The organism is Fodinicola feengrottensis (genome assembly GCF_039530045.1).
Lineage (GTDB): Bacteria > Actinomycetota > Actinomycetes > Mycobacteriales > HKI-0501 > Fodinicola > Fodinicola feengrottensis.
Genome location: NZ_BAAANY010000025.1, coordinates 70,596 through 87,840 on the forward strand (window position 1 = coordinate 70,596; position 17,245 = coordinate 87,840).

Sequence of the window (17,245 nt, forward strand, 5' to 3'; positions counted from 1 at the left end):
GCAGGCCGTCGGAATCGTTACAGCAGGGAGTGGTTGGATGACTCACAACGGCGTCATTTACCCTGGTCCGGTTTGCCGGTAACCCTCGGCTACAGTGGATCTCGATGCCTAGAGATGGGAAGAGCTCACACCGGCGCCCGCGCCGGGGTGCCCATCGGCCCGCTCCCACCCCTCGCTACATCCGCGTGCTGGCCGCTCTGGTGCTGGCGGTCTCCGGCATCGCGGGCATCGCGTCGCTGCTCAGGCCGGCTGCGAGCGCCGACGCGAACGCGTCCACCACGCAGGCCCAGCCGGCCGCCAGTCGGGTCATTCAGGACCGCTCCAGCCGCGGCCTGCCGACCGGCCCATGTGCCCGCCCGGCGCCGTTGCAGAGCGACGTGGTGGCATATTTGACGACTTCGTACGGGCAGCAGTTCGGCCCAGTCACCGCGAGCTCGCCGCAGCCGGCGATCTGCCAGGCGATCACCAAGTTCCAGCAGTGGGCCCAGGTGCCCACCACGAACGGCGTCGCCGACGCGGTCACCGCGAAAGTGGCCCGCGATCTGGCCGCCACCGACCTGAGCTCCTGCAAGGCCACCGACGCTCCGACGGTCTGCGTCGATCTCACCCACCAGATCCTCTGGGTGGCCACTGCTGGGAAGGTGACCTTCGGGCCGGTGCCAGTACGGACCGGCAAGGCCGAGGACGCCACTCCGATCGGTTCGTTCGAGGTCGGGCAGAAGAAGGCGTACACGATCTCCACCGAATACAACGTGCCGCTGCCGTTCTGGACCCAGTTCTACAAGGACTTCGGCCTGCACGCCGCCGACGTGGACAGCCCGTTGTACGCGACGAACGTACGCGGCTCGCACGGCTGCGTGAACATGCTGCTCCGAGACGCGCAGTCGCTCTTCGGCATCACCAAGATCGGCACCCCCGTACACGTCTGGGGCAAAAAGGTCGACGCCTGAGCGCCCAGCGGTCCGCGAAGGCGGTATTTCGACCGCAGCGCCACAAACTCGGCTTCCGGCTAACACTGTCCGCCGCCAACCGACCGTACAACCGGGCTTCTCGAATGCCTCGGAAGTGGCCGCCGTAATCGATTCCATAAAGCGATACCCAGGCAGTTGAACGCGCGCGCCGCAACCACGTTTCGGCTCCAGTATGAACATGTCTGCCCTGTCTGAGAGACTGTCAGGGTCCAGGGTGCTGCCCCGACCGGCGCGTACGCGCATTATCGAGTCGACCGCACATAGTCCCGTGAGATCTGCGATGTCGATGTTCCGTATGTTGTGAGCATCGGTTCGCCGCCCCTGCGCGAAAGACAGGAGCGCGCGAGAGTTGCCTGCCTTGAGGCGGTGGCTTTCGAATTGCGGTCTCGAGGAATTGAAACTCTTTATCTCCAGTCGCGGACTCCGGTGCTTGACCGCCGCGATGTGCAGACCGTGATGGGCGTGCGCTTCTCCATGCCAAAAACTGGACTTTCGTTGTGTATCATAGGAATGGCCTGGACGAGCCGATGTTCTGGTTCGCTGACATCGTCGCCGGAGCAGTTCGAGCGGCGCACCTGGGGCGCCCGGAATACCGACGAATCCTCGACGGCCACATCAGCGAGACATTTGTATCAACCAGATGTTGAACAGAAAACGCGCAGGGCCAGGTTCCCGGTCTGCCCCAGTCCACCTGGCCCAACGACTCGCTCGACATCCACGATGTCGAACTCTCGCGAGGAATTTACCGCATTCGGGGTGGTCAGGATTCTTCTGGGTGGGGGTCCAATGGGGTGGCGGCGGTGATGCGGTGCAGGGCAAAAGTGTGTAGCACGTCCGTACGGTCGTCTTCGGCGCGTAAATAGCCGGCGCCGATAGAGACCGGGCGAATGGTCCGTTGGACGGTGCCGCCGTGTGCGTCGACATAGCCGAGTTGTACGCGGCTGCGTTGTCGTGCGGCGCGCTGGAGGACGGACAGGGTGGTCGCGGTGGTCATGCCGGGCAGTTCGGTCATGTCGATCGTGGTGGTCGTACGCCGGGACCGTCGGGCGTCCGCGTCGGCGACTCGCAACGCCCGGACCATGCCGGCGAGGCGTTCGTCGTCCAGGACCGGCAGGTCGGCGCCGGGCCGGATGGACCGCATGCGCAGCGTCGACCGGCGCGACTGGGGCTTGCTGATCACCACCGCGCCGTCGGTGTCCTCCGGCACCGGCGCGTATCCGCCGGCTCGTAAGCCGTCCAGGACGCGCTCACGAGAGAGTGGACTGACCAGGACGGTCGGCGCGATGCGGCGCAGCCGCAGCGGTGTGTTGGCGCGGTCCGCGAGGATGCCGGCGAGCAGGGCCGCGTCGTCGCTGCGCAGGTAGCAACCGGCGGAGCCGGCGCGCAGGCCGCCATGCCGGCGGGCGGTGTCGTCGATCAGGTACGTCAGAGCTTGCGGGATCGGCGTACGAGAACGGTCGGCGAACAGGTGGTGGATCCGGTCCGCCGACCAGCCGGCGTCCAGGGCGTGTCGCAGGCTGCCGGCGGTCACCCGGTAGACGGTCGCGGCGCCGGCCGACTCGACTTCGGCGACCATGCCCATCGCGCCGGCCAGGTCCGGCTCCAGCGGGCCGGGCGCCACCACGCTCAGGTCGGGCTGGACGAGTACGTGGTCGAGGGGGGTCGGCAGCAGGTCGCCGAGCAGGTCCGTCACCGGCTTGTCGGCCAGCAGCGCGCGGCCGAAGCGGGTGAGCGCGCCGCGGCCGGTGATGCCGAGCGCCGCCGCCTCCGCCAGCGCGGCCACCACGGCGTCGTCGCGGCCGTTGGCGCCGCGGCGAGGGTGGGTCCAGTCGACGTACGCGACGATGCCGGCCGGCTCGGGTGCGCTCCCTGGCGGTTGCGCGGCGATCGCCTGCAGGGCGTCCATCCGGGCCACCGGCGCGCTGGATCGGACCACCTCGGTGGAGAGCGCGTTGATCAGCCGATCGCGGTCGTCCCGCTGGCCGATCAGCATCGGCAGCCGGGTCATCGTCAGCCAGGCGGCGGCGAGGCGTTGCCAGCGCTGGGCCGCCGACCGGCCGAGCCATACGTCGTACTCAGCGGTTGGCAGCCACTGCGGGTCCGCGTCCGAGGTGGCGTCCAGCAGGCCAGCGGCGTGACACGTCTCCAGGAGCATGCCGGCGATCTCGTCGGTGACGCCGACCGTACGCGCGATTCGGCGGAGCTCCCGTACGCCGACGCCTCCACCACGCAAGACGGCCGGTGGCTCGACCGCGCAGGTGTCCAGGACCGCCTCGGCCACCCGGATCGCTTCCGCGGCCTGGCCGGCGCCGGCCTCGTCGATGGCGTCCGGCGCGTACTTGCGGGACGCCGGCTCCGGCGGGTCCGGATGCAGGTCGCCCAGCGGGCTGGACCCGCGCAGCAGCAGGGCGACCTCGCGGGGCAGTTCGACCGTGTCGTCGCCGGTCGGGATCAGCAGGCCGTGCGCGAGCAGCCAGCGGACCGGTGACTCGTCGCCTGGCGCGGCTGGCCGGCGGGCGCCCCGGATCGTGCCGACCGGCGGGCCGGCGGCGAGCCGTTGCAGCACCTCGGTGGCTGGGATCGGGGCGGCCGCCACCTGGGCGGCCAGCTCGGCCCGGCTGGGCACCTTCGCGCCGCCGGTCAGTTCGGTGGCCGGTCGGCCGAGGCCGGCCGGATAGCCGCCGGCGGCCTCGGCGACGCCGGCCACCACTCGTACCGACTCGTCCGAACCCCATACCAGGCCGATCGTCCGGAGCCGCTCGATGGCCGCCGTCACCCGGGCCACCGGCACGACTTCGCCGACTAGCGCTCGCACGTCCGCGGTCGTCGCTGGCGGCTCGCAGAGCCGCACCGCGTCCAGCACCTCGATGCTGAAGCGGTCCAGCTGCTCCAAGGCGCGGGCCACCGACATTCGCGAGTGCACCCGGCTGGCCAGCACGGACAGATCCGGCGGCAGCGGAGTGGCCAGATCCGGGCGGGCACGCAGCAACTCCACCAGTGCGCTGTCGTCGAGCGCACGCAGGTGGTCGGCGAGCCCGCGCTGTCGGCTCGGGTGCTGGCTTTCGTCGCCCATTGGATCAACGCTAGCCTGCTGGTGACCGCGACCGCCCTGCCTGGGGGGTTCCGAGCTTTCCGGAGGCTGATCCCGCGATGACCGTGGACGAGACTAATTCGTCGGCCGAGGAGGGCGAGCCCGTGCCGGCTGAGGGCGCCACAGCCGCCGCGCCGCGCAATGTGCCCAAGCCCGGCCACCTCCCGGTGAACGAGCTGCTCTTCGAGCGGCAAGGCCCAGCCTCGCCGTTCGGTGAGGACACGGTGTTCCCGCTGCCGCTCGATCAGCTGCCTTACAAACACCCCGCTCTGGAACTCCCGCCGACGGACTGAGTCGGCAACCAGCTGGTGGTGGACCTGCTCGGTTGTCGGGTTTCGCGGCGGCGCGGGGCGCGACATGATGCAGTGATCGCGTACCCGATCCGTGGGGGTGGCCTGTGACCAGCCAGCCGTCGTATTCGTCCGGGATCTCGACGATCCCGCTGCTGGGCGACACCATTGGCGACAACCTCGACCGCACCGCCGCGCGGTTCGCCGAGCGCGAGGCGCTGGTGGATCGAGCGGCCGGGAAGAGATGGACGTACGGGCAGTTCGTCGAGGTCGTCAACCAGCTGGCGCTGGGCTTGCTGGACGCCGACATGGGCAAGGGCGACCGGGTCGGGATCTGGGCGCCGAACTGTGCCGAGTGGGCCTTCGTGCAGTACGCGACCGCGAAAATCGGCGCGATCATGGTCAACATCAACCCGGCGTACCGCACGCATGAGCTCGCGTACGTGCTGAAGCAGGCCGGCATCACGATGCTGGTCGCCGCGCCGAAGTTCAAGACGAGCGATTACGCGGCGATGATCGAGGAAGTTCGGGGCGACTGTGCGGATCTGCGGCAGGTCGTCCTGCTCGGCTCGGCCGAATGGGATTCGCTGCTGGCGCGGGGCAGTCACGGCGATCCAGCGGATTTGGCCGCCGCGCAGGCAAATCTTTCGTGTGACGATGCGATTAATATCCAGTACACCTCCGGTACGACCGGGTTTCCCAAAGGTGCCACGCTTTCGCATCACAACATCCTCAACAACGGCTATTTCGTCGGAGAAGGCTGCCGCTACACCGAGGAGGACCGGATCTGCATTCCGGTCCCGTACTATCACTGTTTCGGCATGACGATGGGAAATCTCGCGGCCACCAGTCACGGCGCCTGCATGGTGTTGCCCGCCCCGGGCTTCGATCCGGCCGCCACGCTCAAGGCCGTGCAGGATGAGAAGTGCACGTCTTTGTACGGCGTGCCAACGATGTTCATCGCCGAGCTGGCGCTGCCGGATTTCGCCGACTATGACCTTTCGAGTCTGCGCACCGGAATCATGGCCGGCTCGCCGTGCCCGGTCGAGGTGATGAAACGGGTCATCAGCGACATGGGCATGAACGAGGTCACCATCTGCTATGGGATGACCGAGACCTCGCCGGTGTCGACCCAGACCGGCGCGAACGACGACATCGAGACGCGGGTGTCGACGGTGGGGTCCGTACATCCGCATGTCGAGGTCAAGGTCGTCGACCCGGCGACCGGCCTGACCGTGCCGCAGGGCACCGCCGGTGAGCTGTGTACGCGCGGATATTCGGTGATGCTGGGCTATTGGAACGAACCGGAGAAGACCGCCGAATCGATTGACGCGGCCCGCTGGATGCACACCGGCGACCTCGCGGTGATGGACGGCAACGGCTACCTGAACATCGTCGGCCGGATCAAGGACATGGTGATCCGCGGCGGCGAGAACATCTATCCGCGGGAGATCGAGGAGTTCCTCTACAGCCACCCGGACATCGTCGACGTGCAGGTCATCGGGCTGCCGGACGAGAAGTACGGCGAGGAGCTGATGGCCTGGGTGAAGCTGCGCCCCGGCGTTTCGGACCTCACCGCCGAGCAGGTGCGCTCGTACTGCACCGGCAAGCTCGCCCACTACAAGATCCCGCGTTATGTACGTGTCGTCGAAGATTTTCCGATGACGGTCAGCGGCAAGGTCCGCAAGGTCGAGATGCGCGAGGTCTCCATCCAGGAGCTGGGCCTGGAGTCAGCCGCAACCACCCGCCACGCCTAACCGTCAGTTGCCGCCCCGTCCCGCACTCGGGAGTGGGCGGCGAGGGCGGCGATGCCGTCGAAGATCATTTCCAGGCCGATGTCGAACTGTTCGTCCCAGCCGCGGGCGCCTTGGTACGGGTCGATCTCGGCGGTGAGGGGGAAGTCCGTACGCACCGGCGGTCGCCAGGCCCGCTCGGCGGCGGGGCTGCGGTCCTGTTGCTCGACCACGATGTAGCCCAGCACATAGCTGCCCCAGGTCCGGTGCGCGTCCAGCAGCGCCGAGCCACTCAGCCCGGCCAGCCGTAGCGCCGGTACGGGTCGTCACCGGCACCGGAGCGGCGGCGATCTCGCCGGCCAGTTGATCGCCATAATTGCCGCAAAGCGGGCAGTTTTTCGGGGGAGTTTTGTTAATCCTGCCCTTTTGTCGGAAAGAGTCGGACGGTTACCCGCTTGCTCTGTCGGCCCGCACCGCTAGCCTGATAGGCCGGGCGCCCATTCGGGCGCCCGCTCCTGGGATCGCCGCCAGTGCGGCGAAACCGAGGCGATGCAACCGTCCAACAGTGCGATGAGTCGGGGCCGAACGCGGCCCGAGGTCAGCGAGGTAAGCGGTGCCCACCGGCAGGGTGAAGTGGTTTGACGTCGAAAAGGGATTCGGTTTCCTGTCCCGTGACGATGGCGGCGACGTCTTCGTGCACAAGGGTGCGCTGCCAGCCGGGACGACCGACCTGAAACCCGGCACCCGAGTGGAGTTCGGGGTCGCCGAGGGACGCCGCGGTGAGCAGGCGCTGTCCGTACGCATCCTCGCCCAGGCGCCGTCACTGGCCGCAGCCAGCCGCCGTCCGGCGGAAGAGCTGCACGGCATGGTCGAGGACATGATCAAGCTGCTGGAGATGAAGGTGCAGCCGGACCTGCGGCGCGGCCGATACCCGGACCGCAAGGCCGCCAAAACCGTCGCCGAAATGGTGCACGCCGTCGCCCGCGAACTAGAGGTCTGAGTTTCCGGCGGCTGAGTTTCTGGCGGCAGTTCCTGCCGCTGGCCACGCACCGTTCGCGGCGGTAGGCCCGCCCCGAAAAGCGTGGGGTGGGCCTACCGCCGCGAACGGTGCGCCCCTGGCGCGTGGGGTGGCGGGGCGTGGGGTGGCGGGGTTGGGGTTCGGCGGGTTGCGGTTGGCTGGGCAGGGGGCTGATGGCGTCCTGGCCGCGTACGAGCAGGTACGTGCTAGCTGCGTACGAGCAGGTACGTGTTAGCTGCGGATGAGGAGGAAGGACCAGCGGCTGACGACGACGGTTTGGTTGCCGGCGGCGGAGAGGCCGATGACCTCCAGCAGCAGTGCCTGGTTGTCCCCGAAGTCGGGCGTCAGCGACAGGTAGGACGCGCCGAGCTGCGGTGGGGTGGTCTGGGCCTGCGTCTTTCCCGTGCCGGTCGCCGCCACCACCCGGACCAGCCACGGCACCCCGGACAGCTCACCCGGCACCTCGATGCCGACCGGCGCGCCGGCCTTGACGGTCAGCCGGCCGGGCAGGGCATCAGTCGTACGACACGCCGTTTTGGTGGTGTTCAGGTCGAAACAGAAGGCGTTTGCTGGGCTGCTCGCGAACTGCCCGCCACTGACCAACCGGGCCAGCGGCAGCGGCTTCGCGCAGCCGGCCACCAGCGCCACCGCGGCGAGGACCACCACCAGCGCCAAAACCCGGATCGTACGCACGGCCGTCACGCTACCCACCGCCTCCGCTGTACGACCGCAGGGACCCCCAGAGGCCGGCGGGAAAGGAAACCCTTGCCGGTCCGGGGTGGCCGGCGGTGGTGTTGAATGGGACCACGATGGCTACTTTGCGGCTGGTTCCGAAGAAGGTCGACAAGAAAGTCGACAAGGTGTGCGCGGACGCGGTGGACGCCGCGCGGGCCGCCGCCGCCGATGCCGCGCAGGGTGGCAAGGTCGGCGAACATCTGGGTGTGCGGGCCGACGGCGAGCGGTTGGTGTCGCACCGGTTCGCCGCGCTGGAGCGCGGCTATGTCGGGTGGGAGTGGTCGGTGACGGTCGCCCGCCCGCCGCGGGCCCGGGTGGCCACCGTGTGCGAGGTCGTCCTGGTGCCCGGCGACGCCTCCGTGCTGGCGCCGGAATGGCTGCCCTGGAGTGAGCGGATCCGGCCGGGCGACCTGGGTGTCGGCGACATCGTGCCGACCGATCCCGATGACGACCGGTTGGTCCCGACCTACGCCGGCTATGAGCCAGAGGTCGAGGACTTCGTCGACGAGCCGAATGCTTTCGAGCTGGGCGTCGGTCGGGTACGAGTGATGTCCCGGCTGGGCCGTGACGAGGCCGCCGACCGCTGGCACTCCGGCGAGACCGGACCGCACACTCCGCTCGCCGAGCACGCGCCGGCGAGCTGCGGGACCTGCGGTTTCTTTCTGCCGCTGGCCGGCTCGCTGCGGTCGATGTTCGGCGTCTGCGGCAACATGTTCGCGCCCGACGACGGCCGGGCGGTGGCGATCGACCACGGCTGCGGCGCGCACTCGGAGGCGCTGGTGCAGGCGACCACGCCGATCAGCGCACCGCCGATCGCGTTCGATGACAATGCCGTCGATCTGGTCAAGACCCCTGCCGGCGATGGCTCGGTGGGCGACGACGCAGAGCCGTTCGGCCACGGGTGAGCGACCGGTACGACACCGCGGCACGCCGGGAGGCCGTGCTGGCGGCCTGGCGGTCGTCGCCGACCCGGTTCCGAGAGGACGCTAACGCCGAGGAAGACCTGGTCCTGGGTGGGTACGCGGACCGGCTGATCGTCGAGCTCGCGCAGAACGCGAGTGACGCGGCGGTCCGTGCCGGCATCGCCGGCGAGCTGCGGCTGACGCTGGTCGACCGGGTGCTGTCCGCGGCCAACACCGGCGCCGCGCTGGACGCCGAGGGCGTCGATGGCCTTACTTCGCTGCGGGCGTCCGGAAAACGCGACGAGCAGAGCAGTACGGGTCGGTTTGGCATTGGTTTCGCGGCCACTCTCGCGGTCAGCGACGAACCGGAGATCCGGTCCACCACCGGTGGGATCAGGTTTTCCCTTGCCGACACGGACAAAGCCGTGCGAGAGCTGGGCGGTGCCGCGGCGGCTGAGCTGGACCGTCGGGATGGCCGCGCGCCGGTGCTGCGGCTGGCCTGGCCGGCACCGGGAGCGCCGATGGACGGCTATGCCACCGAAGTTCGGCTCCCGCTGCGCGACGATGCCGCCCTGGCAGCCGTAAGAGCAGCGCTAGACAGCGTGCCCGCGAGCCTCTTGCTGGCATTGCCGACACTGTCCACAGTGGACGTCAACGGCCGGGTGCTGCGCCGGACCGAGGTCGACGAGCAGACGGTTGCCCTTGCGGACGGCGAGAAAACCCGGCACTGGCGATATGTGACGACGGCCGGTGACCTGCCGGTGGAGTTGCTCGCCGACCGGCCGGTGGAAGAGCGGATCCGGCAGGCATGGCGGGTCACCGCGGCCGTGCCACTCACCGAGGCCGGGGAGCCGGCAGCGCTGGACGCGGCGCAGGTGCTTTACGCGCCGACGCCCACCGATGAGCGGATTTCGTTGCCCGTACGGCTGATCGGCACTTTCCCGACTTCGCCGGACCGGCGCCGGGTGCCGGATTCGGCGGTCACCCGGTTCCTTGCCGAGCAGGCCGCCGAGGCGGTCGCCGATCTGATCGCGGGCTGCTCCGAGCACCCGGCGGTGCTCCGGCTGTTGCCTGGGCCGGACCTCCCACTGTCCACTGTGGACTCATTGGTACGAGCGGCCGTCGACGCCCAGTTGCGTACGGCCGTTTGGTTGCCTGACACGCATGGCCAGTGGCTGCCGCCGAGTCGCGCTTTGGTTGTTGACGACCCGTTGGTGGAGATCGCCGCGGACGTACTCGACGGCATCCTCCCGGCTGGCTGGTGGACCTCGGCGACCGCGCCAGCATTGCGGGCGCTGGGCGTCCGGCGGTTGGGCCTCGCCGAGGTGGTCGAGGCATTCGCCGGTGCCGATGGCGAACCCTCCTGGTGGCACGACTTCTACGACGCGATTGACATCGCGTTGCGGCACGATCCGAGCACTGAGATCGGCGAGGTGGCCGCCATCCGGGTGCCGCTGGTCGACGGGCGTACGGTCACCGGCGCCCGCGAGGTGTTGTTGCCGGTGGACGACCTGCCGGCGGAGGCGGTCGCCGCGCTGGGCCTGCGCATCGCGCACCCGGACGCCGCCCACCCGCTGTTGGCTCGGCTGGGCGCGCGAGAGGCGTCGCCAGCGTCCGTGCTGGCCGATGATCGGGTCCGAGCAGAGGTCGAGCAGTCGTACGAGCTGGATGACCCGGCGCCGGTCGCCGAAGCGGTGTTGGCGCTGGTCGCGGCCACCGGCATCGGCCCGGGGGAGCTGCCGTGGCTGGCCGATCTGGCCCTGCCGGACGCCGAGGGCGACTGGCGACCCGCTGGTGAGCTGCTGCTGCCGGGCGCGCCGCTGGCCTGGCTGATCGGCGCGGACGTGCCTTTCGGGACCGCCGACCGGCAGTTGGTCGAGGACTACGGCGCGGACGTGTTGGCCGCCGTCGGCACTCTCGCCACTTTCGCGGTGGTCGACCAGCCGGACCTGGATCTGTCCGACGTGGACGACCTGGCGCTGGACGGGGCGTCCGACTGGGCCGACGAGGTCGCTGACGCCCTGGACGGTGAGCCGGTCCAACTGACTCGCTTCGCGGCCGTACGCGACTTGGAGCTGATCCGCCCGGACGCCTGGCCGCAAGCTCTCCGGCTGCTTGCCGCGCCGCCTGCCCGGGACGCTCTTATGGCCAGTTGTACGGGCGAGCTTATGGACGGCCGGATCGTCCCGGTGACGCCGTACTTGCGCTGGTGGTTCGCCCACCGCCCAGTCCTGGCCGGCCGTTGCCCAGCCGAGCTCAGGCTGCCCTCCGCTGCCGAGCTGGTCGGTCTTTATGACCCGGTCCCGGAGCTTCGGCCCAGCGGTGGCCCGCCGAGCCTCTTCGATGTGGACGACTCGGTCGGTGGCGTACTTGATGACGAGCTGCTGGCCGCTCTCGGCTGTCGTACGGGCCTGCTTGACGTCTTGGAGGACACGGCGTCGGCCACCGATCTGTTGCGGCGCCTGGGCGACCCGGACCGGTCCGTACACGCGGCCGTTCTCCCGCTGCTCTACGCCCGCCTGGCCGAGGCCCTCGCCGGTGTCGACGTGCCGCCACCGGATCACGTACGCGTCGCGCCGGACGTTGTCGTGCCAGCGGAGCAGGCCGTCGTCCTCGACCAGCCGTGGCGGCTCGCGGAGTTCCCCGGCCGGCACCCCATCCTCGGCGGCGCCGACCCGGAAACCGTCGCCGAACTCCTGGACATCCCGCTGGCTTCAGAACTCTGACCCTCGCGAGGGTGACGTTCTGGAGGGAGTTTGTAGGGATTTGACCCCTCAGAACGTCACCCTCGCGGAGGTTCTGCGATCGAGGCCTCCAGCCGGAATGATCTCGGCCGACGGCGAGTTACTATGGAACAGCCGGTGTGGCTCGGTATCCCCGGGCCGCATTTAAAAAAGCCTTCGCGGACTACCGTTCGGCTGGAGCCGCGTTGCGCCACTCGCCGCGAGGCGATCCTTGCCACACCGGTTCAGCTTGGTCAAAGGGGTCCTGCCGCTCAGCGGCAGGACCCTTTTGGGACTAGCTCTTGGCGCCCTCGTCGATGCTGTCGGGGATGATCAGGTGCAGGATGAAGCTGACGATGGCCACCACGATGGCGCCCCAGAGGGCGGGCCAGAAGCCGGTCACTGTGAATGGCAGGTGCAGCAGGCCTGCGAGCCAGCCGGTCAGCAGGAACAGCAGCGCGTTCACGACCAGCGCGATCAGCCCGAGGGTGAGCACGTAGAAGGCGCATCCAAGGGTCTTGATCACCGGCTTGATGATCGCGTTGATCACTCCGAAGATGATCGCGACGACCAGCAAAGTGCCGACCTTGACCCAGATCGAACTCCCGCCGAGGGTGATCCCCGGCAGGAACGTGGTGGCCCACAGCGCGAGGGCTGTGACCACGATCTTGGCGATGATTCTCATGCGCCCTGATGCTGCCATGCCCACCGCCGACCCGCACGGCCGCATGCGGCACAACCAGCCCCAACCTGACCCCGTTGGGCGCCGGCCTGTCAGGGCCGCGGGTACGTGCGCCCCCGCGAGGAACTCACGGCATGGGTTCGGCGCGGTCGGGTGCCTCGAGATCCTCGCGAGGCAGCCGCGGCATCATCTCCCCGCCATCGTCTCGGGCGGCGATGCGTACGCCCAATCGGGAGCGGCGGCGCCAGCAGAGGGCGAGGCCGAGGAAGCCGACCACGATGCCGGAGACACAGGTCCACAGCCACGAGCCGTGCCCGTTGGCGGTCAGCCATGGCAGTGACACCAGCACGCCGGCGGTCGCGACGAACCACAGGCCGATGCCGATCGCGACCACTTTCACCGCGTCGACGGCGAGCGGCTCGGGGGTGGGGCGAGCCGGATACTTGGCCCGCTCAGCAGGGACCGGCGGCATACTTTGCAGGCTACCCCGACGTGGTCAGTCGGCGGATCGTCACCCAGCTCGTACGCTCGATCGCGAAAAAAAGCGGGCCGCCCTCCCGTGTGCGGGGAGAGCGGCCCGGTTCTAAGCGCGCAGATCAGCGGTCGTTGTCGCGGTAGCCGCCGCTGTCGTTGTTGCCACCGAATCCACCGGAGTCGCCACCGCGGTCGTCATCGCGGCCGCCGCCGGAGTCACCCTGCCGGCCACCGCCGCCAGAGTCGCCGCCGCGGTCATTTCCGCGGTCACTGTCGCCGTAGCCGCCGCCTGATCCGCCGCGACTGTCGTCCCCGCCGCCGAACCCGCCGCCGGAGCCGCCGGAATCGTTGCCGTACGAGCCGCCGGAGCTGCCCGAGTCATTACCACCGGAGTCGTTGCCGTACCCGCCACCGCTGGAACCGCCGGAGTCGTTGCCGTAAGAGCCGCCGGAGTCGTTGCCGTAGCCGCCGCCGCTGGAGCCGCCGGAGTCATTGCCGTAAGAGCCGCCGGAGCCACCTGAGTCGCGGCCGGAGTTGCCGGAGTCGTTCGAGTCGTTGCCGTACCCGCCGCCGGAATCGGACCCGCGACGGTCGCCGCCGCCAGAGTCCCCGCCGCCGCCATAACCACCGCTGTTGTCGTCTCCGCCGCCGTAGCCGCCGGATCCGCCGTCACGCTCGTCGTTGTACGACACGTCGTACCCCCTCCAGTTGGTGTCGGTCATGGCGGACGTTATGTGCCCCCGCCCACGCCTGCCACTTGAGCGGTCTCGGGTTCGATCCAGATCGGCGCGCCGCGCGTTGGGCGTGTCGCGATCTGGCCGTACGCATCGACGGCCCCATCTGGCAGGCTGCTCGTCGACGACCTCAGCAGCCCGACCGGAGGAAGCCGCGATGACATCCAAGGCCAGCTCGACAAAAACGGCAAAGGGTGCGATGGGCGGCCTGGACCGCTATTTCGCGATCTCCGCCCGCGGTTCGAGCTGGTGGCAGGAAGTACGCGGCGGTTTCGTCACCTTTTTCACCATGTCCTACATAGTCGTGCTGAACCCGCTGATCATCGGTACCGCGATGGATGCGGACAAGAAGTTCATCGGCGGTGTCGCTTCGGCGGCCGACGCGATCCCGCTGGTCGCCGCCGCGACCGCGCTGATCGCCGGGATCGTCACCATCGCGATGGGAGTGATCGGGAAATATCCGTTCGCTCTCGCCACCGGGCTCGGCCTGAACGCCTTTGTCGCTTTCGGGATCGCCGCGAAGATGACCTGGGCCGACGCGATGGGTTTGGTGGTCATCGAAGGAATTGTCATCGTCATCCTGGTGCTGGTCGGGCTCCGAAGGGCGATTTTCAACGCCTTACCAGGGGATTTGAAGACCGCCATCGCCGTCGGCATCGGCCTGTTCATCGCTTTGATCGGGTTCGTCGACGCTGGTTTCGTTCGCAAGTCCGCCGGCGGCACGCCGATCGAGCTGGGTGTCGCCGGCAACCTGAGCGGCTGGCCGACGCTGGTTTTCGTGGTGGGCCTGATACTCACCGCGATCCTGGTGGTCCGCAAGGTCAAGGGCGGCATCCTGATTGGCATCGTCACGAGCACGGTCCTCGCGATCGTCATTGAGGCGGTCGCCAAGGTGGGGCCGACGGTCAGCGGGAAGACGGTGAACCCGATCGGTTGGCATTTGGTCGTACCAAAACTCCCGGAGCAGTTTCTGCAGGTGCCGAACTTGTCGTTGATCGGCCAGTTCAACCTGCTCGGTTCGTGGTCGCGGGTCGGCGTGGTAACCGCGCTGCTGTTTGTCTTCACCTTGGCGCTGAGCGATTTCTTCGACTCGATGGGCACCATTGTCGGGATCAGCAAGGAAGGCAACCTGCTGGACGCGAAGGGTGACCTGCCCGGCTTCGACCGGGTGCTGCTGGTCGACGCGGCCGCCGCCGCGGCCGGTGGCGTCGGCAGTGTTTCCAGTACGACCGTTTACGTGGAATCCGCCGCCGGAGTGGGCGAAGGCGCGCGTACCGGCTTCGCCAGTGTGGTCACCGGCCTGCTTTTCCTGGTCGCGATGTTCCTCACCCCGCTGGTCGCGGTGGTGCCTTTCGAAGCGGCCACCCCGGCGCTGGTGGTGGTCGGATTCCTGATGATGACGCAGATCCGGGACATCAACTGGTCCGACTACGGGGTGGCTATCCCGGCTTTTCTCACCGTGGTCCTGATGCCTTTCACGTACAGCATCACGGTGGGCATTGGTGCCGGGCTGGTGTCGTACGCGGTGATCCGCGGCGCGCAGGGCCGTGGCCGCGAAGTGCATCCGCTGCTGTGGGGAATCGCCGCGCTGTTCGTCATCTATTTCGCCATCTCACCTATTGAGAAACTGCTCGGCCTCGGCTGATTTCCCGATGCTGCGAATTTTTCAACAATGTGGCCCAAACGGGCCACCGTGTCCTAGCTCACGCATGTCCGAAAAGTCACAGGGCGGATTGTTGAGCTAAGCTAACTATCATGCCGACAACCACCCAGATGCTGTGAGCCCGGGCCGACTAAACGCCATCCGGGACATGACCCGGTCACTACGGGTACGCAACTATCGGTTGTTCGCCTCCGGTCAGATTATTTCGCTGACCGGCTCGTGGATGCAGAGCACCGCCCAGGACTGGCTGGTCCTGCAGCTCACCCACAACTCGGCCACCGCGATCGGGATCGTCACCGCGCTGCAGTTCGCGCCCATCATGGTGCTGACCCTGTACGGCGGCCTGATCGCTGACCGGTTCGACAAGCGCCGGATGCTGATGATCACCCAGACTGTTCTCGGGTTTTTGGCCGCCGGTATGGGAATTTTGGTGGTTTCCGGGCAGGTGCGGGTGTGGCACGTGTTCCTTTTCGCGGCCGCGTTGGGAATGGCGCAGGCATTCGACAACCCGGCCCGGCAGGCGTTCGTGTCCGAGCTGGTCGGCGGTGAGTTGCTGCCCAACGCGGTGTCGCTGAATTCGGCGACCTTCAACAGCGCGCGCATTCTCGGCCCGGCGGTCGGCGGCCTGGTGATCGCCGCGGTCGGAGTCGGCCCGGCTTTCCTGCTCAACTCGCTGACGTATATCGCGGTCCTGTGGGCCTTTTTCCAGGTGCGCCCGACCGAGCTGTTCCGGACCGAGCGAGTGGCCCGGGCCAGCGGCCAACTGCGAGAAGTGGTGCAATACGTACGGTCCCGGCCGGACCTGATGATGGTTTTCGCGCTGATGATGGTGGTCGGCACCCTTGGGATGAACTTCAACTTCACCATTCCGCTGCTGGCCCGTGCCGATTTCGGCGTCGGTGCGGCGAGTTTTGGCCTGCTGTCGACATGTTTCGCGGTCGGCGCACTGGGTGGAGCGTTGGTCGGCAGCCGCCGACGGACCCGGCCACCGGCCACCGCGTTGCTCGCGTACGCGGCGGTTTTCGCGGCGCTGGAGATCGCGGTCGCGGCGACGCCGTGGTTCTGGTTGGCGGGCGTCGTGCTCGTCCCCACCGGCGGTTTCCTGATCGCCTGCAACACGGCCGCCAACGCCCGGGTCCAGCTCGGCGCCTCGCCACAGCTGCGCGGCCGGGTGATGGCGCTCTACATGGTGGTGTTCTTCGGTGGCACCCCGATCGGGGCCATCTTCGTGAGCATGATCTGCCAGGTTTTCGGGGTACGGGCCGGATTCGTCATCGGCGGTGTCTCGGTGCTGCTGGCCGTGGGTGTGCTCGCGGCCGTACGCGCGTACCGGCACGGCACCCGGATGCGGTGGGAAAGCGGCCGACTGCCCCGCATCCGGCTGGTCGCCGCCGGCGCGGTCAGCACCGCGCCCGGTCGCAGCACCGAGGATCTGGTTACCGCTACCGAGGTCGAAGGACCACTGGAAGCCGTGCCAGGCATCAAACCCGCGCCCGCCCCTGCGCCGCCGCCGGCGCAGTCGCGGCTGCTGGCCAGGTCCACCGAAGATCACCTGGACGACAGCCACCGCAGCGAGCCGGTGTCCGCCCGCCGGGCCGATCGTTCGTAAGCCACGGTTGGTCCGCTAATTACCTTGTTCGGGTCGGCGGACAGGAATACCGTGAGAACACATGAACGGCCTCCTGGTGGCGGCGGACGTGGCCCTGTTGTTGGTGATGTGCACGGTGCCCGCGTTGTTGGTGCGGATGTTCCTCAACGCCGGCCGCGCTGCCTCCTGGCTCAGTGAGCACTGGCATGACTGGCGATGCGGCCCGGCCCCGGCGGGGCCGCCACTGGAGCGTACGGCCGCGACCCTGCGCCGGCTGCGGACCATGATCGACTCCCCGCAGCACCTGTCCGCCACCCGCTATCACGGCATCCAGCTGGCGTACGACCGGACGCTGTCAGACGCCTGCGCCGCGCTGGGCATCGCCGAGGACCTCTGCAGCACCTGCGGCTTCGCCCACTCCATAGAACGCGTCCGCATCGAAGCCGAACTAGAACACGCCGGATTCTCGTTCGCCAACCCCACCCAGAACCACCACCCGTGTTGAGCACAGTGGCTTAGCGGCTTCACCGATCCTCGTATCACCAGCCGCGGCGGCTCCCGGCGGCTTTTCCTAGGTATGTCTAGCCTGAGTTTCCCTGCTAGCTGATCGTTCGGCGTGTTTTGTGTTGTGGTGTTTGGGT

15 protein-coding genes are annotated in these 17,245 nt (G+C 68.3%); 9 read left to right on the forward strand and 6 right to left on the reverse strand.

Annotated elements, in window-relative coordinates; translation table 11 throughout:
- Positions 1 to 104: 104 nt before the first annotated feature.
- The gene (locus tag ABD301_RS29915) at positions 105 to 950 is read left to right on the forward strand and encodes a L,D-transpeptidase family protein (RefSeq protein WP_344313648.1); all 846 of its coding nucleotides are present in this window, start codon (positions 105 to 107) and stop codon (positions 948 to 950) included.
- A 781-nt stretch (positions 951 to 1,731) separates the two neighbouring features.
- On the opposite strand, the gene ABD301_RS29920 is transcribed toward ABD301_RS29915, so the two are convergent.
- A complete protein-coding gene (locus ABD301_RS29920) occupies positions 1,732 to 4,044 on the reverse strand; it encodes a helicase-associated domain-containing protein (protein WP_344313649.1) in 2,313 nt (770 codons plus the stop codon).
- Between the two features lie 77 nt (positions 4,045 to 4,121).
- Between ABD301_RS29920 and ABD301_RS29925 the strand changes: the two genes are divergently transcribed.
- Together ABD301_RS29925 and ABD301_RS29930 are read left to right on the forward strand one after the other, a co-directional pair.
- A complete protein-coding gene (locus ABD301_RS29925) occupies positions 4,122 to 4,355 on the forward strand; it encodes a hypothetical protein (protein ID WP_163571815.1) in 234 nt (77 codons plus the stop codon).
- Positions 4,356 to 4,459: 104 nt separating this feature from the next.
- Positions 4,460 to 6,109 carry an AMP-binding protein gene (locus tag ABD301_RS29930; protein WP_344313650.1) on the forward strand — a complete coding sequence of 550 codons (1,650 nt, stop codon included), beginning with the start codon at positions 4,460 to 4,462 and terminating at the stop codon, positions 6,107 to 6,109.
- Here the strand turns inward: ABD301_RS29930 and ABD301_RS29935 are convergent.
- The gene (locus ABD301_RS29935; protein ID WP_425551996.1) at positions 6,106 to 6,390 is read right to left on the reverse strand and encodes a hypothetical protein; all 285 of its coding nucleotides are present in this window, start codon (positions 6,388 to 6,390) and stop codon (positions 6,106 to 6,108) included. The genes ABD301_RS29930 and ABD301_RS29935 overlap by 4 nt on opposite strands.
- Before the next feature lie 308 nt (positions 6,391 to 6,698).
- Between ABD301_RS29935 and ABD301_RS29940 the strand changes: the two genes are divergently transcribed.
- Positions 6,699 to 7,085 carry a cold-shock protein gene (locus tag ABD301_RS29940; protein WP_163571817.1) on the forward strand — a complete coding sequence of 129 codons (387 nt, stop codon included), beginning with the start codon at positions 6,699 to 6,701 and terminating at the stop codon, positions 7,083 to 7,085.
- 249 nt (positions 7,086 to 7,334) lie between these two features.
- Here ABD301_RS29940 and ABD301_RS29945 read toward each other — a convergent pair whose 3' ends face one another.
- The gene (locus tag ABD301_RS29945) at positions 7,335 to 7,805 is read right to left on the reverse strand and encodes a hypothetical protein (protein WP_163571818.1); all 471 of its coding nucleotides are present in this window, start codon (positions 7,803 to 7,805) and stop codon (positions 7,335 to 7,337) included.
- A gap of 86 nt (positions 7,806 to 7,891) precedes the next feature.
- On the opposite strand from ABD301_RS29945, the gene ABD301_RS29950 reads away from it, so the two are divergent.
- Together ABD301_RS29950 and ABD301_RS29955 are read left to right on the forward strand one after the other, a co-directional pair.
- Entirely contained in the window at positions 7,892 to 8,743 is an 852-nt protein-coding gene (locus ABD301_RS29950; RefSeq protein WP_344313652.1) for a DUF3027 domain-containing protein, read from the forward strand.
- Complete coding sequence (locus tag ABD301_RS29955; protein ID WP_344313653.1) at positions 8,740 to 11,466, forward strand: sacsin N-terminal ATP-binding-like domain-containing protein; 2,727 nt, start codon at positions 8,740 to 8,742, stop codon at positions 11,464 to 11,466. Before ABD301_RS29950 ends, ABD301_RS29955 begins: the two co-directional genes overlap by 4 nt.
- 292 nt (positions 11,467 to 11,758) lie before the next feature.
- On the opposite strand, the gene ABD301_RS29960 is transcribed toward ABD301_RS29955, so the two are convergent.
- From ABD301_RS29960 to ABD301_RS29970, 3 genes are all read right to left on the reverse strand, one after another.
- Positions 11,759 to 12,148, reverse strand: a complete 390-nt coding sequence (locus ABD301_RS29960; protein WP_163571821.1) for a phage holin family protein — start codon at positions 12,146 to 12,148, stop codon at positions 11,759 to 11,761.
- A gap of 124 nt (positions 12,149 to 12,272) precedes the next feature.
- Positions 12,273 to 12,617, reverse strand: a complete 345-nt coding sequence (locus tag ABD301_RS29965) for a DUF2530 domain-containing protein (protein ID WP_163571822.1) — start codon at positions 12,615 to 12,617, stop codon at positions 12,273 to 12,275.
- 124 nt (positions 12,618 to 12,741) lie between these two features.
- Entirely contained in the window at positions 12,742 to 13,341 is a 600-nt protein-coding gene (locus ABD301_RS29970) for a hypothetical protein (RefSeq protein WP_163571823.1), read from the reverse strand.
- A gap of 169 nt (positions 13,342 to 13,510) precedes the next feature.
- Between ABD301_RS29970 and ABD301_RS29975 the strand changes: the two genes are divergently transcribed.
- The 3 genes from ABD301_RS29975 (at position 13,511) to ABD301_RS29985 (ending at position 17,109) form a co-directional block, all read left to right on the forward strand.
- Positions 13,511 to 14,998 carry an NCS2 family permease gene (locus ABD301_RS29975; protein ID WP_344313654.1) on the forward strand — a complete coding sequence of 496 codons (1,488 nt, stop codon included), beginning with the start codon at positions 13,511 to 13,513 and terminating at the stop codon, positions 14,996 to 14,998.
- Positions 14,999 to 15,164: 166 nt separating this feature from the next.
- Positions 15,165 to 16,625 (forward strand): MFS transporter, encoded by a 1,461-nt coding sequence (locus ABD301_RS29980; protein WP_344313655.1) that lies wholly within the window; start codon positions 15,165 to 15,167, stop codon positions 16,623 to 16,625.
- A 61-nt stretch (positions 16,626 to 16,686) separates the two neighbouring features.
- Positions 16,687 to 17,109, forward strand: coding sequence for a hypothetical protein (locus tag ABD301_RS29985; RefSeq protein ID WP_163571826.1), 423 nt, complete (start codon positions 16,687 to 16,689; stop codon positions 17,107 to 17,109).
- Positions 17,110 to 17,245 lie beyond the last annotated feature (136 nt).